This is a genomic window from Sulfitobacter sp. NFXS29 (assembly GCF_040148765.1).
Classification (GTDB): domain Bacteria; phylum Pseudomonadota; class Alphaproteobacteria; order Rhodobacterales; family Rhodobacteraceae; genus Sulfitobacter.
On sequence record NZ_JAGDED010000008.1, the window covers coordinates 1 to 22,024 of the forward strand.

Consider the following 22,024-nt stretch of genomic DNA (forward strand, 5'->3'; position numbering starts at 1 on the left):
CTGAGGCTGCAAAGAAAACACGAAAGGAGGCCAAAACATTGACCGCGTCATAAACCACGACGCATAACTGAGGGTGGGTCAAATCTCGGTGAAAATACCGGGTCAGTTCTCAGTGACAATCAACAGGCGGCCCACCCGGCGCCCCATGACTGCGAATACTACCTTTGCGGACCGCCAATGATGATCAAGGCGGTCCTCGCCATGCTTGATGATTTGGGGGTCGGCCCGGACCATATTTTCAACGACGATTTTGGAGGATAGGTGATGCGGTTCTCTCGACGTGGTTTTCTGGGGGGCAGCGGCGCCATGCTTGTCGCAACGGCGCTTCCGGCGGCGGGGTCTGACCTGTTACAGATAGAGGGTCCGGCCTTTCGCGCAGGCTGGCGGGTGCGGCTGGGAAGCGGAGCCGATGCAGATGCTGTTGTCCGGGTGATCACTGGCGTCATCGCATCAGTTGACGCGGCGATGTCACCCTTTCGAACAGGGTCGGAAATTTCAGTGTTCAACCGCGCAGAGACCACGGACTGGCAACCGCTTTCGTCCCAGACCCTCGCAACTATTGCCGAGGCACAGCGCATTGCCGACAAAACCCGAGGCGCTTTTGATCCGACCCTTGGCGGTCTTGTGGGCCGATATGGTTTCGGCCCAATCACGGCGGGGCCGGAAGGCGCGATTCATGACCTCACGGTGGGGGCCGGCGGCGCGCGCAAGGCCCATCCGCGGCAAACGTTAGACCTGTGCGGCATTGCCAAGGGCCACGCGCTCGACCGGTGTGTCGCCGCTTTAGAGTCACTCGGCCTTCGCACGTTCTTTTTGGAACTAGGCGGCGAAGTTGCAACACGCGGGTTGAAGCCCGATGGCACTGTCTGGCGTGCGGCAGTCGAACGCCCCCTGCCCGGACAAGTGGCACCGCAATGCGTGGTGGGGCTGACAAATGAAGCTCTGGCAACCTCGGGCGATTTGATAAACAGCTACGCCCTCGCCGGGCACCGCTATAACCACATCATCAATCCGCAGTTGTTGGCACCCTCAGACACGGCGCTGGCGTCGGTTTCGGTCTTTGCGGCACGAGCCATAACGGCGGATGCGCTGGCCACTGCGCTTTTCGCGATGGGGTCGGAACAGGGACCGGCCTTTGCACAGGCCGCAGGGCTCGATGCCCTGTTCCTGTCGCGCGATGGGCCGGGACTGCGCCAAGACATAACAGGCCGGTTCGCGGACCGGATTATCTGGGGGTAAGACAGCGATGATGGCTTTTATGATCACATTCGGATTGTTCTTATGCGCCTTTGCCGGGCTTGGGCTCGGAGCCCTCTTTGGCCGTGCGCCGATCAAAGGCTCATGCGGCGGGTTGTCCTGCATTCCGGGCGCAGACTGCGCCGCCTGCCCCAAACATGGCACCAAAGGAGATCGGACATGACCGAGCGACCTTGTATCGCGGATTACATGGCCGTTGATTTGGTCCTGTTCAAACCGGAATTCGAAATCCTGCATGCCATGAATACACTGCTGGGAAAGCGGCTCTCCGGCGCGCCCGTCGTTGATGACGAAGGTCGGCTCGTCGGGGTGCTGTCAAAGAAGGACTGCCTGCGCGCCGCTTTGAATGGAGCCTATTATCAAGAATGGGGCGGTCAGGTCGACGCCTACATGAGCGCAAATCCCAAGACTTTGGATGCGGGCCTTGATCTCGTAACCGCTGCCGAGTGGTTTCTGAACAGCGATTATCGCCGGTTTCCTGTGCTTCGTGGTGGTAAGCTTGTTGGACAGATCAGCCGTGGTGATATTCTGCGTGCGTTGCTGGACAACTGGTCCGCCTGACCCCTGTCTGAACACGGGCCGTGCAACGGCTCAAAGATCAACAACCTCATGCAGTTCTGGGCAGCGCACTGGAAGACCCTTGCGTTCCAATTCCTGCCGCAGACCTTCCATGCCGCCGTCTCTTTCACCATGCACCAGAAAGGTCATCCGAGGCTTGCCGGTCGTCCCTAGCCAATCCAGTAATTCCTGTTGATCCGCATGCGCCGAGAAACCATTAATCGTGTAGATCTTGGCATTGACGGGCATGTCCTTACCTTGAAGACGAACGGACTTGGCCCCGTCGATGATGTCACGCGCCAAGGTGCCAAGCGCGGCGAAGCCGACAAATACAATGCTGCATTCTTTGCGCCAGATATTCTGCTTCATGTGGTGTCGCACCCTGCCCCCGGTACACATGCCTGATCCTGCCATGATGATGGCGCCCCCCCTGACCCTGTTGATCAATATGGAATCGACAACGTCGCGGGTGAGGCGCAAACCGGGGAGCACAAAGGGATCCGCCCCCCTGCTCATTCCGCGGCGAAGGTGGTCGCGAAACCCCTCCGGATGGGCGCGAAATATTTCGGTCGCGGAAATCGCCATCGGACTGTCGAGAAAGACGGGCGTGTTCGCAGCAAATACATCTCCGTTAATGCCCTTCGCCAGATAAAATAGAACCTCTTGCGTGCGTTCCAAAGCGAATGTGGGGATGATCACATTGCCCCCCCGCGAAAGGGTTTCGCGCACGGCTTCAAGAAGCTCCTCAATTGAGCCGTCAAGCGGGCGATGCTGACGATCGCCATAAGTGCTTTCGACCACAACGTAATCAGCCGTTGGCGGCGGTGTCGGATCAGGAAGAAGCTGATGCCAGCGATTGCCAATGTCGCCCGAGAAAACGATGCGCCGGCTCTTCCCCTCCTCCACTGCGTCAATAACAACAGACGCAGCACCCAGGATGTGACCCGCGTTGATAAAGCGGGCATCGACACCTTCGCTGATCTTGAGCGGCTCCTCATAGGCCACGACGCGGCCAAAGCGCTTCAGCGCGGCGAGGACATCTGGAATGGTGTATAAAGGTGTGATCGGGGATTTTCCCTGCCGCCGTCGCTGTCGGGTGGCGCGGGCTGCGTCCTCTTCCTGAATCTTGGCGGAATCCATCATGATCAATTCGGCCAAATCGCGGGTCGGCGCGGTGCAGATAATTTCGCCTTTAAACCCGCGCTTCACCAACAGCGGGATACGTCCGCAGTGGTCCAGATGCGCGTGGGTCAGAAGAAGGACATCAATCTCGGAAGGCTCAAAACCAAAAGCCCCTGCGTTTTCCTCATCCGTATGCTGTCGGCCCTGAAACATGCCGCAATCGATCAAGATACGCAGACCGGCACACTGCAAAAGATGACAGGATCCGGTGACGTTTTGCGCCGCTCCGTGAAAAGAAAGTTTCATTCGGTCAAATCCTCATTGCAGGTCCGTAACGGTTCGAGCGAGGCGTCGCATTCAGCCCTACTGGCTTTCTTTTTTCGAAAGATTGCGTAGCCCAGCGAGGGTTAAGACGAATTATCTCTCTGGCTGTCGCAGCATCACAAGGACGAGACATCCAATCTCCTCTAAAAGCGCGCCGAGATCATTGATCCGAACCTGGCCGAGACTGAAAATGAGATTGGCTGGGAAAGGACCGCTTAATCTGAAATTGCTGAGTTTCAGTGCCATTGATTGGCGTCTGCATGCGCTGCCCATATCGGCAAGTTCGACTGACCTCCTTTCGCGAAAATCAATTCCCAATGGCGTCTTTGACGATACCGTCCAATAGAGTTTGAACTTCCTGCATGGCGCCTTCGGGGTAATTGCGGAAACCTACGATCACCTCATCGCCCTGATCGGCAACGAATATCCCATAGGGGCAATAGCCGATGTTCATGGGGTCAGCCTCCATCACCTTACGAGAGGTCACAGCTGAGCAGAAAATAAACACATCTGCTGCGTCGAAAAGCTTGACGTCACTCCCCACGTCCGCACCCGTTCGGGCGAGCATGTCCCCAACATGGCTGACATAATCGACAACGAGCCCACGGTCGACTATCGCGCTTTCGACAGCAAACGTGACATCTTCAAAGCTGTCATCGACAGAATAGGTCGTCATGCCTTGGGAAAAGGCCTGCGAGGCTGCGGTTATGGCGACAAGTATTACTGCAAGGCGTTTCATCGTGATCCTCCCGTTAAAGCTGAATGAAATATTGCTGCACGAACCCCCCGCTTTGCATTGATATGCATCAACCTAAGGGCGCAACTGCGGCTTCGGTCGTGGCAATCTCGGACCCGTCGCTCATCAAACACCGTTCAAGGAACGTAGCTGGTGGGCGCTGGATCTTGTAAGCTTAACAGAAATTCGACGATGTCGATCAATTTTGCTGGCACCAAAGTATTAGCGCCATTTCCGGTATCAAATTCGACCATCTCATTATCCAAAAGATTCTCGAAAACAGGCATATCTTCGCGCGGGAGGGTATTTCGTGAATAGCCGTCGATGACCGACATGATCTCAAGCATCGGCCAAACCCCATTGCGGCGCGCGGCGATCTCGGTCAGGTTTGCGGGTTTCGTGGCCAACCCCGCCGCTAAAGGGCCATCCCCCCGCCCCGCGGTGCCGTGGCAAGCCACACAGTTCTCCATAAAAAGGGCTTCCCCTGGGCTTTGGGCCTCCATAGTAGTCCCAATAAGGAGAAGCGGAAGCAATACGAGAAAGTGTTTCATATGTGACCTGCTTTACTGACGTCCTATTGTGGGTGAGCCATGCTTAAAGCGGAATATCGTCATAGCGACGAGCATGACCAGTTCGCGCATCTTCTGCTGTATTGATAGTTGTAGTCGAGATCATCCTGTATAGACGGGTGAATTCTTCCGCATACTGGGCCAAGGCTATCTCGTAGAACTCCGCTTGGACCTGCAACAATTCGCCAGGGTTTTTGCAGGCGAGCATGGCGCTTTGAGCGTTCATATTCTCTTGCAGCCGATTGTTCACGAAGCGCGTGCTTTCGGAAATGACGTCGAGCCAGCCCTTGGTGGCGACCGGGTTTGTCGCCATCATGGCGACGGTGATCGCGGGAAGGTCGATGTTGGCAATCGTGGACGCCTTATCGTTTACATTCATCGTTCACACCTCTTTATCTGCGCGGCTACTCTGCTGCTCCGAAACTGCTCAGCGACCAAACATAGCTTAACCCACATTCAACCAACCACATTGATCTAAATCATTCTGGCGGAGGGTAAGGTCTGTAAAATAGCGGTGCTCAATGTCGGGTACGACGGCGGTACCGGGTAGTGATGCATAGTACCTCGACCGGCGGCCAAAGGCCGTAGCGCCTAACTGCGCTGCGGATTGGGTCAAATCCGCTAGCTCAACCGCCACAGGCCCTTCCCACGGCCCGTGACAAAGAAGCATATCCTATTAGCGGACCATCGATTTAATTTTTGTCAATCTGAGGTCAAACTAAAAGTCTACTAGGCTCAGGACCCATTGATTATCGTGGAGCCGCATGATTCACCGTCCGAAAACGGAGCGGTGATATGTCTGATCTTTTCTGGCTGAACGATGCGCAGATGGCGCGGCTGGAGCCCTACTTTCCGAAATCCCATGGCAAACCTCGTGTCGATGATCGGCGGGTTTTAAGCGGGATTATTTTCATCAATCGCAATGGTTTGCGATGGCGAGATGCGCCTAAGGAGTATGGCCCCCACAAGACGCTCTATAACCGTTGGAAGCGTTGGAGCGACAAAGGCATTTTCGCACAGATGATGGTGGGACTGGCTGCCGAGCACAGCGAAAAGAATACCGTGATGATCGATGCTACCTACCTGAAGGCTCATCGCACAGCGTCCAGTTTGGGCGTCAAAAAGGGGGGCGTGGACGTCTTATTGGACGAACCAAAGGCGGCATGAACACCAAACTTCATGCAATCTGCGATAGCCGGGGGCGCCCACTCAACCTGTTCGTAACGGCAGGACAGGTGAGCGACTACATAGGTGCGCGAGCGCTTTGCGATAGTCTTCCGGATGTCGATTGGCTGCTCGGCGATCGCGGCTACGACGCCGACTGGTTCAGAGAAGCATTAAAAGACAAGGGGATACACGCCTGCATCCCCGGACGAAAGCAGCGGAAGGCGACGGTGAAGTATGACAAGCGCAGATACAAACGCCGCAATCGGATCGAGATCATGTTCGGCAGACCCAAGGACTGGCGGCGCGTTGCCACTCGCTACGACCGATGCCCAAAGGTCTTCCTCTCAGCCATCGCTCTCGCCGCCACTGTCATCTACTGGCTATGAGTCCTGAGCCTAAACGCTTAAACTCAAAAGAGGAAAATTCATGCATTCCGTTTCAGAATCTTGGCTCTTTTGGGCCATTCTCGCCGCCATTTTTGCCGCGCTAACTGCGATCTTTGCAAAGGTCGGGGTGTCGGGCGTCAACTCCAACTTTGCGACTTTTCTGCGCACCATCGTCGTTGTTTTCGCACTGGGCCTTCTGATCTGGTTGACGGGCGAGGTGCAGTTACTATCCACGATCTCCCCGAAGACGGCAATATTTCTGGTGCTGTCCGGTCTTGCGACTGGCGCGTCATGGTTGTGTTATTTTCGTGCGCTTCAGCTCGGCAAGGTCTCGCAGGTCGCACCCATCGACAAGTTAAGCGTTGTGCTCGCCGCAATTATCGCCGCGGTTTTTCTGGGGGAGAAGTTATCGGCGACCGGGTGGAGCGGAGTGGGTCTGATCGGGCTCGGCGCCGTCCTCGTAGCCTTGGCATGATATGTTTCAAAAAGGTTTCAGAACAGAACGGTGCCTAATGATTTTCGGTAGTAACATCATGTCGACCTACCTTCAGGACATTCTCTAATGCGTAGGGACTTAGCCAAAAGATCAGGTCGTAGAACTTGAACGTTCTCAAGAATTTGACGTATGAAAGCTCGCGTTCGAGCGTCATGTAGCGATAGTCCGCAACCCGCACTTCCGCCCAAAGGTCCTCTCAACAGCAACGGAAACTGAGCGGCCGCAGCGAACGGCAGGAAGGTCCGGAGACTGTGTGAAAACTCCTCCATTTTGACCGGACTGATGGTATAAATTTTGTATTCGGCACGGAGGTTGATGATGACGCAATTTATCTCCTCCTTCGACGTCGAGTTTTGTTTGTTGGCCTCAGATTAGATAAGGCTGGCATCAACGGACATCCTTTGACCGCTGACCAGCCCCTCGTCGATACGCGGTGAGACGGTCGTTTCGAACAGCTGCCGGAGCAATTCACTCTCACGGGAATGGCCGTGCCGGTTCTTGGAGAATTTGGAAAGATCCGGGATGCGGTCGCTCAAGTCGAGGCGGCAGAACAACCGTACGCAAGGTTCATATGTACCTATTCGCAAAGCTGGCGCTCCGATCGGATGCCGAAGCAATAGCCCACCCGCAGGATCCTGATGGGGAGCTGGGGATCGACAAACGGCCGTCCAGTGTAGCTGTAGAAATGGACAAGGTAGGTGCGGATCCGGGCAGGTCGACGAACCGATCAATGGAGCGCAGCAGGTGGTTCTACGGGACATGATCCTCGAGCGAGATTTCGTAGAACTGCGCCGATTGCGCCTCCTGCCGCGGCCCCATCATCACTGGTTCCTTCAATCCCTCACAGGAACTGAATCAATCGATGGTCCTTCGATCAAGAGCGAGTTTGTCAAAATGCGCCCGTTGATCCGTAGCCCTAAACCGTTTCTTCGGTGTTTTCGTCGTCCCGAAGAAGCATAGAAATTTCATATTTGTCGATCAGGATCGCGGAAAATGCACTCTGCCCCTGCAGCCGGAAGACTTTCTTGGCGCGACATTCTAGGATGAGCTTAAAAATACGATCAGTAGATGCCCGGTGCTTGCGGACCGCATCGGCGATACTGGTCAACGTCTCCCACTTCTTAGATTCAGGAAATGAACCAAACAGCTCCACCCACGACACTATTGTAGCCTCAGTGAACCTTGGGCGTGCCAGATCGCCCCCCTCACCCGGAACCAAAATCTCGGCTTTGATAAGCGTTTCCATCTGGCCACGGGTCAGCCCCAGTCTCTTTTGTGCGGCCGTAAATCCGACTGACCCACTTGCCTGCTCGAGGAACTCACGCGCTTCTGCTGCGTCGAAGATGACCTTGAAGTCAGCCAGATTGCTGTCCTGTATGATGCCTGCATCGACCAAGATGTGGCGCAATCGTTTCGGGTGTAGATCATGGGTCTTCGCCGCCGTCCTAATCGAATGGAGACGTCGGTCAGCCATGACGTAGTCCAGTGCCTGATCCCCCGCACCCAGCGGCCAGTTTTCTAAAATGTGTTGCCGCACTAGTTCTCGAAGAGGCTCAAACTCTGTGCCACTCCCTGCCCCACGTTTCAGCCAATCATATATCTTACCGTAACAAGCTTGTGGCCGATCCTGGGGCTTCCCGGGGTTCATTCTCAGGTGCTCGAAGTAGGCAAGAACTTTATTAGGGCCGCCATTCAATAGAGCAAACCCTGTAGATGTCGCTGTGGCCAGTTCTTCTTGCGCCAGTTGGGTCAAAGTCGCTGTCTTCCCGTGGATGACCGATACCCCCAACACTTCGCAAATCGCGCCCAATGCACCGATAGGGAAGCTGGTGGCCCATCCTTCGGGATGGTCGCCGTCAAGCCGGCGAACGATGTGATCCTCGTATACACCACCCTCGGTGACGTCCTGGTCGAGTTCACCCTCCATCACCTCAAACATCCACGGCAGCCATGCATCTACAAATTCATGTTTGGAAGAGTCTTCCGGGGGTGGAACTAAGGCAAGCTTGTGAACAGGACAGACCCGTGCTGACGAAATCACCCAGAGCGTACGACCATAGGTTTTTGCCATCGCCTCAGGGGTGAGCTGCATGTCGAAATCGCTACGAAGGCACGCCGGGCAAACTCGACTTTCTCCGCGCAAGAGATGTTGCTTTCCCAGGTCATGTCCAAACAATCGGTATCGAGACAGTCCGGTTGGCACGCATGCCTGCCTCAGTAGATCGCAAACGGGGACTCCAGAAAGTTCAAAAAGCTTTCTGAAAACCTTTGGGTCCCCCTTTAGGAATTCCGCCATAGTCAGCTCAGCATCAAGCAAGAGATCTGCAATTGTTGGAACCCCGTTGGCAAACGCCAAACGCGCGACAAATGATGTCGTTGTTTCGTCAGAATGGAGCGGAACCGTGTTCTTCAATCTCATGGTTTTGGATGTTGCAAAGAAAAAGGCGCGCCACAAGGGCACCCCGAGGTTTGAATGACTCAGCCCACTATCTTAACGCTCGGTTTGTTCTATGCCTCTGGCTCAGTCTTCTTCAGGAGGTAAGCGCACTTACATCTGGTGTCCCTGCAGACCTAGAAAGAAAAGCTCCCGGGCCGTGTAACATCATCAGCCCTCAAGAAACGTCGATTATAGGTGGTTTCTCTTTGCTCTTTCCCAGAGGATCCTCAATTTTAAGAGCAAATGTCAACATCCATTTTTTTAAGGGGGCAAGCGCACTTGCCCCTTGTCTTTTTACCCATGTTACACGAGCTAAGCTCGCTTCGCAGGAAATTTCAAAAATTCAAGAAATCGCCTTTATAAGCTATTTTCCATAATTCTTTCTTTAAGTCGCCTGAATTAAAGTAATTTCACTTGACACCAAATTCCGCCAAATTTTGAAATTCCGACAAAATTACGGATTTTTACAGCTTTGCCTTTTTAAATTGCGAGCACCTGAGCGCCCTCAGGCCTTAAGACCCTCGCAAATGAGCGCCACAACCCCGTTTAGCTACAGCCGCTGGTGCCGCCGCAGGTGTTGCACTTCATGCAGGTGCCGTTGCGAACCAGCGTATAGTTGCCGCATTCGCCGCAGGCTTCGCCTTCGTAGCCCTGCATCTTGGCTTTGGCCCGCGCATCAAGGCTGACCCCGCCGGAACTGACGGCTGTGGAGGATTTCACCGCCAAGGCCAAGTCACCGCTGCCGCTGACCTGTGGGGCGAGCCCCTGCGGGCCCGCATCTGCGTCCGCGTTTTGCCCGCCTTGCAGCACCACAAGATCTTGCGGCAGGCGGTTGCGCAGATACCCGGACGAGCTGATCTGCTTGAGCACCTCAAGCGATTTATTCGCCGCGTTCTCACTCAACTCGCTCACATTCCCAAGGTTCTCTTCCTCACCCCGGCCCAGATCGTCAAAGGTCGCGCCTTCAGGCTTCACATGCGCCAGATCGGTCCGGTCGAGGTAGGACACGGCGAGTTCGCGGAACACATAGTCAAGGATCGAGGTCGCCTGTTTGATGCTGTCGTTGCCCTGCACCATGCCCGCGGGCTCGAATTTGGTGAAGGTGAAGGCATCGACGAACTCCTCCAGCGGCACGCCGTATTGCAGGCCCACGGAAACCGCGATGGCGAAGTTGTTCATCATCGCCCGGAAACCCGCGCCTTCCTTGTGCATGTCGATGAAGATTTCACCCAGCTTGCCGTCTTCGTATTCGCCGGTGCGCAGATAGACCTTATGCCCGCCGACATTCGCCTTCTGGGTATAGCCCTTGCGGCGCTGCGGCATCTTCTCGCGGTGCGATTTGATGATCTCTTTGACGATCACCTTCTCGACGATCTTCTCGGCCAGCACGGCGGCTTTCTCATGCGTGTTGCCGCTCTCCAGTGTCTCGGCAGCGTCATCGTCGTCTTCGACCAGCGCGGCCGCCAGCGGCTGGCTCAGCTTTGAGCCGTCGCGGTAAAGCGCATTGGCTTTGATGCCCAAGGACCAGCTTAGCTCATAGGCCTTTTGGCAGTCCTCGATAGTGGCGTCATTCGGCATGTTGATCGTCTTGGAGATCGCCCCCGAGATGAAGCTCTGCGCCGCCGCCATCATATGGATGTGGCTGTTGACCGACAGATAGCGTTTGCCCTTCTTGCCGCAGGGGTTGGCACAATCGAAGATGCCGTAATGCTCTGCCTTGAGGTGCGGCGCGCCTTCCAGCGTCATGGTGCCGCAGACGTGGTCATTGGCCGCTTCGATATCCGCCTTGCTGAAACCGAGGGAGCGGAGCAGATCGAAGGTCGGGTCGTTCAGCTTTTCGGTCGGGATGCCCAGCACCTGCGTGCAGAACGCCTCGCCCAGCGTCCATTGGTTGAACACGAAACGGATATCAAACGCCTGCTTCAGCGCGGCATCCACCTTGGCCAACTCATTCGCGCCAAAGCCGTGACCCGCCAGCGTGGTATGGTTGATTGCAGGCGCGTTGCCGATGGTGCCGTGGCCCACCGCGTAGCTGACGATTTCTTCGATCTGGGCCGAGCCGTAGCCGAGTTTCTCAAGCGCTGCGGGCACGGATTGGTTGATGATCTTAAAGTACCCGCCTCCGGCGAGTTTCTTGAACTTCACCAGCGCGAAGTCCGGCTCGATCCCCGTGGTGTCACAGTCCATCACAAGCCCGATGGTGCCCGTGGGCGCGATGACAGAGGTCTGGGCGTTGCGGTAGCCATGCACCTCGCCCAGCTTCAGCGCCTCGTCCCAGCATGATTTGGCGATGTCGACCAGCCCGTCCTGTGGACAATTGGCGTGATCCAGCGGGACTGGCTTGACCGAAAGCTGCTCATAGCCATCCGCCTTGCCATAGGCGGCGGTGCGGTGGTTGCGGATGACGCGCAGCATATGCTCAGCGTTCTTGGCATAGCCCGGAAAGGCCCCCAATTCGCCCGCCATCTCTGCCGACGTGGCATAGGCCACGCCGGTCATGATCGCGGTCAGCGCCCCGCCAAGGGCACGGCCCTCGTCACTGTCGTAGGAATAGCCCATGTTCATCAGCAGCCCGCCGATATTTGCATAGCCAAGCCCAAGCGTGCGGAAGTCATAGGAGCGCTGCGCGATCTCCTTGGAGGGGAACTGCGCCATCATCACGCTGATCTCAAGCGTCACGGTCCACAGACGCGAGGCATGCATGTAATCCTCGACCTGGAAAACGCCGTCCTTGAGGAAGGTCAGCAGGTTCATCGACGCCAAGTTGCAGGCCGTGTCGTCAAGGAACATGTATTCCGAACAGGGGTTCGAGCCGCGGATCGCACCGTCTTCGGGGCAGGTGTGCCAGTCATTCACCGTGTCGTGGTACTGGATGCCCGGATCGGCGCAGGCCCATGCGGCATGACCGACCTGATCCCAAAGATCGCGGGCCCGGATGGTTTTCACCACACGGTTTTCGGTGCGGCTGATCAATTCCCAATCGGCGTCCTTTTCCACCGCCTTGAGGAAGGCGTTGGTGACCCGGATCGAGTTGTTGGAGTTCTGGCCCGAGACCGAGTTGTACGCCTCGGAGTCCCAATCGGTGTCATAGGTCGGGAATTCGATGCCGGTATGGCCCTGCTTGGCGTAATCCAGCACGCGCTTGACGTAGGTTTCGGGGATCGCGACCTTCTTGGCTTCGCGGATCGCGGCCTTCAGCTGGTCGTTCTTTGCGGGGTCATAGGCATCCGCCGCGGCCCCGTCCCATGCCTTGATCGCGTCGAACAAGAGGTTCAACTTCTGCTCGTGCATCTTGGAGCCGGCGACGATGCTTGCCACCTTCTGCTCTTCGAGCACTTTCCAATTAATGAAGTCCTCGATATCGGGATGGTCGGCGTCGACGATCACCATCTTCGCCGCGCGGCGGGTGGTACCGCCGGATTTGATGGCGCCGGCTGCACGATCGCCGATCTTAAGAAAACCCATCAAACCCGAAGACTTGCCGCCGCCCGACAGCTTCTCGCCCTCTCCGCGGAGCGATGAAAAGTTGGTGCCTGTGCCTGAGCCGTATTTAAAAAGCCGCGCCTCACGAACCCAGAGGTCCATGATACCGCCCTCGCCCACCAGATCGTCGGCAACCGACTGGATAAAGCAGGCATGGGGCTGCGGGTGCTCATAGGACGACTTCGAACGAGTCAGTTTCCCGGTTTTATAGTCGACATAGTAATGCCCCTGCGCCGGACCATCGATGCCATAGGCCCAGTGCAACCCGGTGTTGAACCATTGCGGGCTATTGGGAGCCGCGCGCTGGCTGGCCAGCATGTGGCGCATTTCGTCGTAATAGGCGCGGGCGTCTTCTTCGGTCGAGAAATAACCGCCCTTCCAGCCCCAATAGGCCCAAGCGCCCGCCAGCCGGTCAAAGACCTGCTTGGAGGAGGTCTCTCCCCCCATCTCGGCGCTCTCGGCGGGGACCGAGCGCCAGAGGAACTCCGGCACGCCCTTTTCTTTGACACGGCGCGTGGCGCTTGGCACGCCCGCTTTGCGGAAATACTTCTGCGCGATCACGTCGCTTGCGACCTGGCTCCATGATTTCGGGACTTCGACGTTGTCGAGCTTGAACACCACCGAACCGTCAGGGTTGCGGATCTCTGACACCGTGGTGACAAAGTCCAAATCCGCATAGGCGTCCTGCCCGGCTTTGGTGAAATTCCGTTCAATCTTCATCGTCGCTGCCCTTTTCTAAACTTTTAAAATCTTTAGCCGACCCGCTCTGAGCAGACCGTCTCCCCCCGTTTGTTGGCAGTTTGGACAGAGCTTCGCCGTGCCACCTGCTGACGCGGGCGGCTGGAATCCCATTGAAACACTGGTTCTTGTATTCTGTCCCCACTGCCAAAGCGCCGGCTGCGTTGCACACAACATCTTGTGGCGCTCTACTTGACCCCCACAAACTGACGTAGATAGACCTAATCGGTCAACGGTTTTTTTACGTTTTATTTCCGGGAGGACAGTTGACCGATGCGCCGCTACTTGCCCCATCCGCGCGCGAAGTGATTCAGCCTCAGGATATCCCCAAAGATACCCGCAAGCCCGGTGCGGCGCTGAATTCCAAATAATCCATTGCCCCGGCAGAGTTAGGGGCGGTGCTTGAGGGATTGGTCAAATTCATCCACAGGCCGCGGCGGCTGAGGCGGCGACAAGCCCGCCGAAGCTGGCCCCACATCGCATCGGAAGGGGTCCTGCGCCCCTGCCCGTCAGCTCAATGTAAAACCGCGACAGAATCATCACGGTCTTTGCGGGCAATGGCGCAAATCTGCCAAAGCACAGGCGGCAGACACTATATCTTGTGCAGAATGGAAATATTCCAGCCGATAGAGCCCCTAGATCGCTAAGGACTGAGATAATCTCAAGACTGGAAGAAAGTGGTCGGAGCGAGAGGATTCGAACCTCCGACCCCCTGTACCCAAAACAGGTGCGCTACCAGGCTGCGCCACGCTCCGACTGGGGCTTCTTTAGCCATAAGCCCGCCGATTGAAAAGCCCCGATTGACCTTAAACTCAGAAAAACGACGAAGTCTTTAGCAGGGCCAGGCCGGGGTGTTCCCAGCAAAGGCCGGATGGCGGATTTCGCTGCCTTCGGTGATGCCCAGACGTTTCGCCAGACCGCCGTTAATCTCCAAAACCGACAGCAGATCATCCCCGCCCAGAATCGGTGTCTCATCCAGTGGTATGGCGGAGTGGTGAATTTTCTTTACCACGCCCCGATCGTCGATAAACAGCAGATCGAGCGGGATCAGCGTGTTGCGCATCCAAAAGCTCAGCGGCTGGGGTGTCTCATAGACAAAGAGCATCCCCGCACTTAGCGGCAGGGAGCGCCGGTGCATCAAGCCCTCGGCCCGCTCCGCCGGGTCATCCGCCACCTCGACGGAAAACCGCGCCTTGCCCCAGTCGCCCCGCAGGTTCACGCCATCGGCGCGACAGGCCTCGGCCAGCGCCGCGCCGGTGAGCAGCAGGCTGGCAAGCGCCGCCCCTGCAATATGCCCTGTCAGATGTCGTACCTTCAGCCGTCTATCACCGCGTCCCATGAACTTACCTCCGCCGCCAGGTGGCCCCGATCGCCAACAATCACCCGCATGGCAAGCGCTTCGCCCGGTTGCAAATCACAAAGTCCGGATTGGCGCAGTACATCGATATGCAGAAACACATCTTCCGCGCAGCCAAAGACATTTGCAAACCCAAAACCCTTGGCCTTGTCGAACCATTTCACACGGGCGGGCTCGAACTCGGCGGCGGCGAGTTGATCTGGATCAAATCCTGCGAATTCGACCACGGCGGCGGGCGGCTCACTGGGGGGCGTGACGGCAAGCACCTCGACCGCCTGCGCGCCGCGATCGGTCTGCTGCACCCGCACCGTCACCCGCGCCCCGTCGGCGACCGAACTTTGGCCGAAATTGCGCAGAACATTGACGTGCAGCAATATGTCGGCCCCGCCCGCATCGGCCACGATAAAGCCGAAACCTTTGAGCGGATCGAACCATTTGACCACACCCTCAAGGGGATCGTTTATTCCCGGCGTTTCTGCCGTTTGGGTATCAGACACATCTTTCATCGCTAATCCGTGCCGTCCTATCAAGGATTGAGCCGGGTGACGGCCCAAGGCGCTGCGACATCCGCGCGGCGCCATTGAAAACGGTCATGCAGGCGGAATTCGCCATCTGCCCAGAACTCGATTTCCAGCGGGGTGATCCGGTAGCCGCCCCAGAACGGCGGACGTTTGGGGTTCACCCCCTGCTGCGCGGTAACTTTGGCGACTTCGGCCATCAACGCCCCGCGCCCTGAAAGAGGCTGAGATTGGCGCGAGGCCCAAGCCCCCAAGCGGCTCTTGAGCGAGCGCGATGCGTAGTAGTCATCGGCCTTTGGCCCGTCTTCGCGGCTGATCAGCCCGCGCACCCGCACCTGACGGCGCAATGATTTCCAATGCATGACAAAAGCCGCTTTGCCCGCGCCATCCAGCTCTTGCGCCTTTTGGCTTTCGTAATTGGTGTAAAAGACAAAGGCGTCCGCTTCGATCTCTTTCAACAGCACCATACGGGCGTTTGGCAGCCCGTGCGAATCTACCGTGCTCAGCGCGATGGCGTTGGGGTCATTCGGCTCACTCGCCTCTGCTTCGGAAAGCCAACGCTGCGCAATCGCAAAGGGATCATCCCCCGCAAATATACCAGTCCGCGTTTCCATTCGGCATCCCCTCTTAGAGTGTTCGAGCCCGTCACCGGTTCTTCGCCGGAGTCTGAGTTATTCGCTAAGACATTTGTTAACGATCGGCAACTCAAAGGACAACCTTACCCGATTTCCGTCAGTTAGCCGCCGATCTTATGGCAAATCACGGGGGTGAAGCCGCCTGTGCAGTCTTGATGGCCGCGCTGCAATCGCCTAGACCAAGACAACCTGAACGGAACATAGACAAGGCGGCGGAATGGGAAACGAATTGATGCGGGGCAAGCGCGGGCTCATCATGGGTCTGGCGAATGACAAATCCATCGCATGGGGCGTGGCCAAAGCGCTGGCCGATGCGGGGGCGGAACTTGCCTTTTCCTACCAAGGTGACGCGCTCAAGAAACGTGTTGGGCCTTTGGCCGAGCAGCTTGGCAGCGACATCGTTCTGCCCTGCGACGTGGGCGACGAGGCGTCGATCGACGCGATGTTTGATGGGCTGAAAGAACGCTGGGACGGGCTTGATTTCATCGTTCACGCGATCGGCTTTTCCGACAAGGGGGAACTGCGGGGCCGCTATGTCGACACCAGCCGCGGCAACTTCACCATGTCGATGGATATCTCGGTATACTCTTTCACCGCCGTGATGCAGCGCGCGGAAAAGATGATGTCGCCCGGGGCCAGCGCCCTGACGCTGACCTACTACGGCGCCGAGAAAGTCATGCCGCACTACAATGTCATGGGTGTGGCCAAGGCTGCGTTGGAAGCGTCCGTGAAATACCTCGCCGAAGATCTGGGCAAGGACGGCATCCGCGTCAACGCGATTTCGGCGGGGCCGATCAAGACGCTGGCGGCCTCTGGCATCGGTGATTTCCGCTACATCATGAAATGGAACGAGTACAACTCGCCTTTGCGCCGCAATGTCACCACCGAAGATGTTGGCAAGGCCGCGCTCTTCCTGCTGTCGGATCTGGGCAGCGGCACCACAGGTGAGAACCTGCATGTCGACGCAGGCTATCACGTTGTCGGCATGAAGGCGGTTGACGCGCCCGACATGTCCAAGGAATAAGCCGCCCAAATTAAATCGCGCGGGTGCCCGCGCCAGCTGCTGCAAAGGACCATCATGACCAAATCCAAGGACGCCTCGCGCCTGCCCCATGAAAAGGGCTTTCACATCTCCTGGGATCAGATCCACCGCGACAGCCGTGCGCTGGCGTGGCGGCTCGATGGTCTTGGTCCCGACGATGGCGCCTGGCGTGCCGTGGTGGCGATCACCCGCGGCGGCATGGCCCCCGCGATGATCGTCGCGCGGGAACTCGACATCCGCACCGTCGATACGATTTCGGTCATGTCCTACCATTCGGGCGGCGGCGCCGCCGACCAACGGCGCGAGGCCAAGGTCCTGAAATCCCCCGACGCCGAGATGATGGGCGATGGCACCGGCATCCTGATCGTCGATGATCTGGTCGACAGCGGCAAAACCATCGAACTGGTGCGCGAGCTTTACCCCAACGCCCATTTCGCCACGGTCTATGCCAAGCCCGAGGGCGAGCCGCAGGTCGATACTTTCATCACCGGCGTCAGCCAAGACACCTGGATCTTCTTCCCGTGGGACATGGCGCTGCAATATGTCGAGCCCTACCGCGGCAAGGACTGAGGGGCCCTGCGCCACCTTCCCCTGCCCCTTACCTGACCGGATACACCAATGCAGCTTTCGCGCACCGCCACCACTTTCTTCCCTCCGGTGATGGAGGCGCGGCGCTGGCTAGATGGTGTGACATTCACCGATGATCGCCCGCTGATCAACGTAAGCCAAGCCGCCCCCGTCGATCCGCCTCCAGAGGGGCTGCGCCGGGCGATGGCCGAGATCACGCTGAACAACGATGAGGCGCATCTCTACGGCCCCGTGCTGGGCCTGCCGGAACTGCGCGCGGAACTGGCGCGGCAGACGGCAGAGAAATACGCGGGCGTGGTGACCGACGAACAGGTCTGCATCACATCCGGGTGCAACCAAGCCTTCGCCGCCGCCATTGCCACGCTCTGCGGTGAAGGCGATGAAGTGATCATCCCGACGCCTTGGTACTTCAACCACAAAATGTGGCTCGACATGAGCGGGGTCGCCGCTGTGCCGCTGCCCGTGGAAGCCGACATGCTGCCCGACCCCGATAAGGCCGCAGCCGCCATCACCCCGCGCACCCGCGCCATCGCGCTAGTCACCCCCAACAACCCCGGCGGCGTGGAATATCCCGCCGCCCTCGTGCAGGAATTCTTTGACCTCGCGCGCCGTCACGGCATCGCGCTGATCCTCGACGAGACCTACCGGGATTTTCACAGCCGCCCCGGCCCGCCGCATGCGCTGTTCCGCGACCCCGACTGGCACGACACGCTGGTCCACCTCTATTCCTTCTCCAAAGCCTACCGCCTGACCGGCCACCGCGTCGGCGCGCTGATCGCCAGCAAGGCGCGGCTGGCGGAGGTTGAAAAGTTTCTCGATACCGTGGCCATTTGCCCGGCGCAGATCGGCCAGCATGGCGCGCTCTGGGGGATGCAAAACCTTGGCCCCTGGCTGGCAGATGAACGCGAGGAAATCCTTGCCCGCCGCGCCGCGATTGCTGCGCTGATGCCCAAGATTGAACCGCTGGGGTGGGAATTGCTTGGGCTGGGCGGCTATTTCGCCTATCTGCGACATCCCTTCGACCTCTCCTCGGCGGAACTTGCCCCGCAACTGGTGCGCGATGCAGGCGTGCTTTGCCTGCCCGGCACGATGTTCCAGCCCGAGGGGGACACGCGCGGCGAAAGCCAGTTGCGCATCGCCTTTGCCAACCTCGACACCGCCGGTCTCGAAGTGCTTTTCGACAGGCTTGCAGCCCTGCCACGCAACGCATAGACAGGTCCGAAATCAACGAGGGACCGTGTCATGGCCAAAAAAGGCTTCAGCTTTTCGAAAACCGCCGTTTGGGTCTTGATGGGCCTGCTTATCTTAGGTCTGGGCGGCTTTGGCGCGATCAATCTCAGTGGCAATCTGCGCAGCATTGGCACGGTCGGGGACAAGTCGATCTCGGTCGATCAATATGCCCGCCAATTGCAGCAGGAAATCCGCGCGATTGAAGCGCAAACCGGCGAGAGCCTGTCCTTTGCCCGCGCCCAAGAGATGGGTCTGGACCGCGCCGTTCTGCAACGGATCGTCCGCAACCGCGCGCTGGATCACGAAGCCGACGAAATGGGCCTCTCCATCGGCGATGCCACCCTGCGCGATGAGATCGTGGCCATTTCGGCGTTCCAAGGGATCGATGGCAACTTCGACCGCGAAGGCTATCGTTTCGCCCTTCAGCAAAGCGGCATGAGCGAGGCCGAGTTCGAGCGTTCGATCCGCGAAGAAGCGGCGCGCGGCCTGCTACAGCGTGCGGTTCTGGGCGGTGTCTCCATGCCCGACACCTATGCCCGCACGTTGGTCGACTACGTCGCCGAACAGCGTAGCTTTACTTGGGCCCGCCTCAGCGAGAGTGACCTCGACACCCCCGTGGCCGCACCGACAGCCGAAGAGCTTCAGGCCTATTACGACGCCAACACCGATGACTTCATGCTGCCCGCCAGCAAAAGCATCACCTATGCATGGCTCCGCCCCGAAGACCTGCTGGACGAGGTTGAGGTGCCCGAAGAAGAACTGCGCGCCGAATATGACGCCCGCAGCGATGAATACGACCAGCCCGAGCGTCGCTTGGTCGAGCGTCTGGTCTTTGCCAACGAAGAGGCCGCCACGCAGGCCGCAGCAGCGCTCGAAGTCGACGGCACCACCTTTGAGGCGCTGGTCGAAGAACGCGGGCTGGCGCTGGCGGATGTGGATATGGGCGACGTGGCCAAATCCGATCTCGACGCCGCAGGTGACGCGGTGTTTGGGGCCCAGAGCGGCAACATCGTCGGTCCCCTCCCCACTTCGCTTGGGCCGGCCCTCTTCCGCGTGAACGCAGTTCTGCCTGCGCAGAACGTGCCTTTCGAAGAGGCCCGTGAGGTTTTGGAAGAAACCCTCGCCATTTCCCGCGCGACCCGCGCCGTCGAAGCCCGCGCGCAGGAGATCGACGACCGCCTTGCCGGAGGGGCCACGCTCGAAGATCTGGCCGAAGAAACCAAGATGAACCTCGGCACCATCGACTGGACCCAAGAAAGCAGCGAAGGCATCGCCGCCTATGGCGCCTTCCGCGAAGCCGCAGCGAGCCTGAGCGCCGATGCCTTCCCGCAGATCGACCAATTGGAAGACGGCGGCGTTTTCGCCATGCGCCTTGATGAGACCAAGCCCGAGCGCCCCGAACCTTTCGAGCAGGCCCGCGATGCGGTTGAGACCGCGTGGCGCAACGCTCAGATCGTGGAGGCGCTGACCGCCAAGGCCGAGAGCCTGACCGGCACATTGGCCGAAGAAGGTGGTTTCGAAGCCGCCGGTCTCACGCCGGAGCTTGGCGAAGGCCTGACCCGCAGTTCCTATGTCGACGGCACGCCCGACGATTTCATGGATCAGGTCTTTGACCTCGACGAGGGTGGCGTCGCGGTCCTGCCCGCAGGGGACAGCGTCGTGGTGCTGCGCCTTGATGCCGTGACCCCCGCGGGCGAAGACGACCAGACCCAAGCGCTGATGACCCGCCTCTCACAGCAGTTGGATCAGGCGCTGGCCCAAGGTCTTTTCGATATCTACAGCAATGCAGTGATGCGCGATGCCGATCCCCAGATCGACCAGCGCGCGGTCAGTGCCGTGCATGTGAACTTTCCCTGATAGGCAAATTTGATGGCCCTGACCCCGGATTTCGACACTTTCGCCCGCGCTTATGAAGCGGGCGAAAACCAGATCGTCTACACCCGCCTTGCCGCCGACCTCGACACGCCGGTGTCGCTGATGCTCAAACTGACGGGCGCGGCGGAGAATGCCTTTGTGCTGGAGTCTGTCACAGGCGGCGACGTGCGCGGACGCTATTCCATCATCGGCATGAAGCCCGACCTGATCTGGCGCTGCCAGGGTGAGACCGCAGCCCTTAACCGCGCGGCCCGCTATGATGCGGATGCCTTTGAGGACATGCCCGGCGCTCCACTAGACTGTCTGCGCGATGTCATCGCGGAATCGCGCATCACCCTGCCCGATGATCTGCCCCAAGCCGCTGCCGGTCTCTTTGGCTATCTCGGCTATGATATGATCCGGCTGGTCGAACATCTGCCCAATGTGAACCCTGACCCTTTGGGCCTGCCTGATGCGGTGATGATGCGCCCCTCGGTCGTGGCCGTGCTGGATGGGGTGAAGGGCGAAGTCACCATCGTCTCCCCCGCTTGGGTGTCCGAGGGTCAGACCGCCCGTGCCGCTTATGCCCAAGCCGCCGAGCGGGTGATGGACGCGGTGCGCGATCTGGAACGCGCCATGCCGCAGACCTCCCGCGATTTGGGAGAGGCCGAAGACGCACCGGAGTCAGTGAGCAATTTCACCCACGACGGGTACAAGGCCGCCGTCGAAAAGGCGCGTGATTACATCAAGGCCGGCGATATCTTTCAGGTGGTCCCAAGCCAGCGTTGGGCCCAAGGGTTTACCCAGCCCCCCTTCGCGCTCTATCGCAGCCTGCGCCGCACCAACCCGTCGCCCTTCATGTTCTATTTTAACTTCGGCGGCTTCCATGTGGTCGGCGCGAGCCCCGAAATCCTCGTGCGGGTTTTTGGCAACGAAGTTACCATTCGCCCCATCGCGGGCACCCGCAAGCGCGGCGCCACGCCGGAGGAAGACCGCGCGTTGGAGGCCGATCTGCTGAGCGATCCGAAAGAACTGGCCGAACACCTCATGCTGCTCGATTTGGGCCGCAACGATGTGGGCCGGGTCGCCAAGATCGGCACCGTGCGCCCCACCGAAGAGTTCATTGTCGAGCGCTACAGCCACGTTATGCACATCGTCTCCAACGTGGTCGGTGAGTTGAAAGAGGGCAAAGATGCGCTTGATGCCTTCTTTGCCGGCATGCCCGCAGGCACCGTCTCGGGCGCGCCCAAGGTCCGCGCGATGGAGATCATCGACGAGTTGGAGCCCGAAAAGCGTGGCGTCTATGGCGGTGGCGTGGGCTATTTCAGCGCGGGCGGCGACATGGATATGTGCATCGCCCTGCGCACGGCGGTGGTGAAGGACGAGACGCTCTACATCCAAGCCGGGGGCGGCGTTGTCTATGACAGCGATCCAGAGGCCGAGTTCATGGAGACGGTGCATAAATCTGGCGCGATCCGCCGGGCTGCAGCCGATGCCGCGCGCTTTGGCGGTAAAGGGAACAGCTGA

General features: G+C 58.6%; 18 protein-coding genes, 1 tRNA gene and 1 pseudogene. 9 read left to right on the plus strand and 11 right to left on the minus strand.

Going from position 1 to position 22,024, the window contains the following annotated elements; genetic code table 11:
* Nucleotides 1-306: 306 nt before the first annotated feature.
* Nucleotides 307-1,239 (plus strand): FAD:protein FMN transferase, encoded by a 933-nt coding sequence (locus J3456_RS13025; RefSeq protein ID WP_349580610.1) that lies wholly within the window; start codon nt 307-309, stop codon nt 1,237-1,239.
* A 177-nt stretch (nt 1,240-1,416) separates the two neighbouring features.
* Nucleotides 1,417-1,818 (plus strand): CBS domain-containing protein, encoded by a 402-nt coding sequence (locus J3456_RS13030; protein ID WP_349580611.1) that lies wholly within the window; start codon nt 1,417-1,419, stop codon nt 1,816-1,818.
* 30 nt (nt 1,819-1,848) lie between these two features.
* Here J3456_RS13030 and J3456_RS13035 read toward each other — a convergent pair whose 3' ends face one another.
* From J3456_RS13035 to J3456_RS13050, 4 genes are all read right to left on the minus strand, one after another.
* Entirely contained in the window at nt 1,849-3,243 is a 1,395-nt protein-coding gene (locus J3456_RS13035) for an MBL fold metallo-hydrolase (protein ID WP_349580612.1), read from the minus strand.
* A 325-nt stretch (nt 3,244-3,568) separates the two neighbouring features.
* Nucleotides 3,569-4,000 (minus strand): DUF302 domain-containing protein, encoded by a 432-nt coding sequence (locus J3456_RS13040; protein WP_007117506.1) that lies wholly within the window; start codon nt 3,998-4,000, stop codon nt 3,569-3,571.
* A gap of 134 nt (nt 4,001-4,134) precedes the next feature.
* Entirely contained in the window at nt 4,135-4,548 is a 414-nt protein-coding gene (locus J3456_RS13045) for a c-type cytochrome (protein WP_349580613.1), read from the minus strand.
* 43 nt (nt 4,549-4,591) lie between these two features.
* Nucleotides 4,592-4,945, minus strand: coding sequence for a phasin family protein (locus tag J3456_RS13050; RefSeq protein ID WP_349580614.1), 354 nt, complete (start codon nt 4,943-4,945; stop codon nt 4,592-4,594).
* Nucleotides 4,946-5,361: 416 nt separating this feature from the next.
* On the opposite strand from J3456_RS13050, the gene J3456_RS13055 reads away from it, so the two are divergent.
* Both J3456_RS13055 and J3456_RS13060 read left to right on the plus strand, forming a co-directional pair.
* Nucleotides 5,362-6,119 (plus strand): IS5 family transposase gene (locus J3456_RS13055; protein ID WP_349580615.1). Its coding sequence is split into 2 segments (ribosomal slippage): nt 5,362-5,683 and nt 5,683-6,119, totalling 759 coding nucleotides; the frame shifts between segments, so codons are not numbered across the junction.
* A 40-nt stretch (nt 6,120-6,159) separates the two neighbouring features.
* Nucleotides 6,160-6,594 (plus strand): EamA family transporter, encoded by a 435-nt coding sequence (locus J3456_RS13060; protein ID WP_349580616.1) that lies wholly within the window; start codon nt 6,160-6,162, stop codon nt 6,592-6,594.
* A gap of 395 nt (nt 6,595-6,989) precedes the next feature.
* Here J3456_RS13060 and J3456_RS13065 read toward each other — a convergent pair.
* The 7 genes and pseudogenes from J3456_RS13065 to pdxH all read right to left on the minus strand — a co-directional run.
* A pseudogene (locus tag J3456_RS13065) lies at nt 6,990-7,437 on the minus strand (transposase); the annotation flags it as partial.
* 94 nt (nt 7,438-7,531) lie between these two features.
* On the minus strand, nt 7,532-9,034 hold the full coding sequence (locus tag J3456_RS13070; RefSeq protein ID WP_349580617.1) for a TniQ family protein: 1,503 nt from the start codon (nt 9,032-9,034) through the stop codon (nt 7,532-7,534).
* 564 nt (nt 9,035-9,598) lie between these two features.
* Complete coding sequence (locus J3456_RS13075) at nt 9,599-13,255, minus strand: vitamin B12-dependent ribonucleotide reductase (RefSeq protein ID WP_349580618.1); 3,657 nt, start codon at nt 13,253-13,255, stop codon at nt 9,599-9,601.
* A 696-nt stretch (nt 13,256-13,951) separates the two neighbouring features.
* Nucleotides 13,952-14,028, minus strand: a tRNA-Pro gene (locus tag J3456_RS13080).
* Between the two features lie 77 nt (nt 14,029-14,105).
* Nucleotides 14,106-14,612: a DUF192 domain-containing protein gene (locus tag J3456_RS13085; protein ID WP_349580619.1), complete on the minus strand. Its 507-nt coding sequence runs from the start codon at nt 14,610-14,612 to the stop codon at nt 14,106-14,108.
* Entirely contained in the window at nt 14,588-15,136 is a 549-nt protein-coding gene (locus J3456_RS13090; protein ID WP_349580620.1) for a cold shock domain-containing protein, read from the minus strand. Before J3456_RS13090 ends, J3456_RS13085 begins: the two co-directional genes overlap by 25 nt.
* A 20-nt stretch (nt 15,137-15,156) precedes the next feature.
* Nucleotides 15,157-15,762: a pyridoxamine 5'-phosphate oxidase gene (gene pdxH, locus J3456_RS13095; protein WP_349580621.1), complete on the minus strand. Its 606-nt coding sequence runs from the start codon at nt 15,760-15,762 to the stop codon at nt 15,157-15,159.
* Between the two features lie 238 nt (nt 15,763-16,000).
* Between pdxH and fabI the strand changes: the two genes are divergently transcribed.
* Genes fabI through trpE form a run of 5 tightly spaced genes read left to right on the plus strand, consistent with a single transcriptional unit; the run spans nt 16,001 to nt 22,024 of the window.
* Nucleotides 16,001-16,807 (plus strand): enoyl-ACP reductase FabI, encoded by an 807-nt coding sequence (fabI, locus tag J3456_RS13100; RefSeq protein ID WP_067935589.1) that lies wholly within the window; start codon nt 16,001-16,003, stop codon nt 16,805-16,807.
* A 54-nt stretch (nt 16,808-16,861) separates the two neighbouring features.
* The gene (gpt, locus tag J3456_RS13105; RefSeq protein ID WP_067629419.1) at nt 16,862-17,395 is read left to right on the plus strand and encodes a xanthine phosphoribosyltransferase; all 534 of its coding nucleotides are present in this window, start codon (nt 16,862-16,864) and stop codon (nt 17,393-17,395) included.
* A gap of 48 nt (nt 17,396-17,443) precedes the next feature.
* Nucleotides 17,444-18,625 (plus strand): aminotransferase, encoded by a 1,182-nt coding sequence (locus J3456_RS13110; RefSeq protein WP_349580622.1) that lies wholly within the window; start codon nt 17,444-17,446, stop codon nt 18,623-18,625.
* Nucleotides 18,626-18,655: 30 nt separating this feature from the next.
* Nucleotides 18,656-20,500 carry a peptidyl-prolyl cis-trans isomerase gene (locus J3456_RS13115; protein WP_349580623.1) on the plus strand — a complete coding sequence of 615 codons (1,845 nt, stop codon included), beginning with the start codon at nt 18,656-18,658 and terminating at the stop codon, nt 20,498-20,500.
* A 12-nt stretch (nt 20,501-20,512) separates the two neighbouring features.
* Entirely contained in the window at nt 20,513-22,024 is a 1,512-nt protein-coding gene (trpE, locus tag J3456_RS13120; protein ID WP_349580624.1) for an anthranilate synthase component I, read from the plus strand.

Bases quoted from the DNA above. Each gene is read 5' to 3' on its own strand.
- J3456_RS13025 (WP_349580610.1), top strand. From the start codon at position 307: ATGCTTGTCGCAACGGCGCTTCCGGCGGCGGGGTCTGACCTGTTACAG.
- J3456_RS13030 (WP_349580611.1), top strand. From the start codon at position 1,417: ATGACCGAGCGACCTTGTATCGCGGATTACATGGCCGTTGATTTGGTC.
- J3456_RS13035 (WP_349580612.1), bottom strand. From the start codon at position 3,243: ATGAAACTTTCTTTTCACGGAGCGGCGCAAAACGTCACCGGATCCTGT.
- J3456_RS13040 (WP_007117506.1), bottom strand. From the start codon at position 4,000: ATGAAACGCCTTGCAGTAATACTTGTCGCCATAACCGCAGCCTCGCAG.
- J3456_RS13045 (WP_349580613.1), bottom strand. From the start codon at position 4,548: ATGAAACACTTTCTCGTATTGCTTCCGCTTCTCCTTATTGGGACTACT.
- J3456_RS13050 (WP_349580614.1), bottom strand. From the start codon at position 4,945: ATGAATGTAAACGATAAGGCGTCCACGATTGCCAACATCGACCTTCCC.
- J3456_RS13060 (WP_349580616.1), top strand. From the start codon at position 6,160: ATGCATTCCGTTTCAGAATCTTGGCTCTTTTGGGCCATTCTCGCCGCC.
- J3456_RS13070 (WP_349580617.1), bottom strand. From the start codon at position 9,034: ATGAGATTGAAGAACACGGTTCCGCTCCATTCTGACGAAACAACGACA.
- J3456_RS13075 (WP_349580618.1), bottom strand. From the start codon at position 13,255: ATGAAGATTGAACGGAATTTCACCAAAGCCGGGCAGGACGCCTATGCG.
- J3456_RS13085 (WP_349580619.1), bottom strand. From the start codon at position 14,612: ATGGGACGCGGTGATAGACGGCTGAAGGTACGACATCTGACAGGGCAT.
- J3456_RS13090 (WP_349580620.1), bottom strand. From the start codon at position 15,136: ATGAAAGATGTGTCTGATACCCAAACGGCAGAAACGCCGGGAATAAAC.
- pdxH (WP_349580621.1), bottom strand. From the start codon at position 15,762: ATGGAAACGCGGACTGGTATATTTGCGGGGGATGATCCCTTTGCGATT.
- fabI (WP_067935589.1), top strand. From the start codon at position 16,001: ATGGGAAACGAATTGATGCGGGGCAAGCGCGGGCTCATCATGGGTCTG.
- gpt (WP_067629419.1), top strand. From the start codon at position 16,862: ATGACCAAATCCAAGGACGCCTCGCGCCTGCCCCATGAAAAGGGCTTT.
- J3456_RS13110 (WP_349580622.1), top strand. From the start codon at position 17,444: ATGCAGCTTTCGCGCACCGCCACCACTTTCTTCCCTCCGGTGATGGAG.
- J3456_RS13115 (WP_349580623.1), top strand. From the start codon at position 18,656: ATGGCCAAAAAAGGCTTCAGCTTTTCGAAAACCGCCGTTTGGGTCTTG.
- trpE (WP_349580624.1), top strand. From the start codon at position 20,513: ATGGCCCTGACCCCGGATTTCGACACTTTCGCCCGCGCTTATGAAGCG.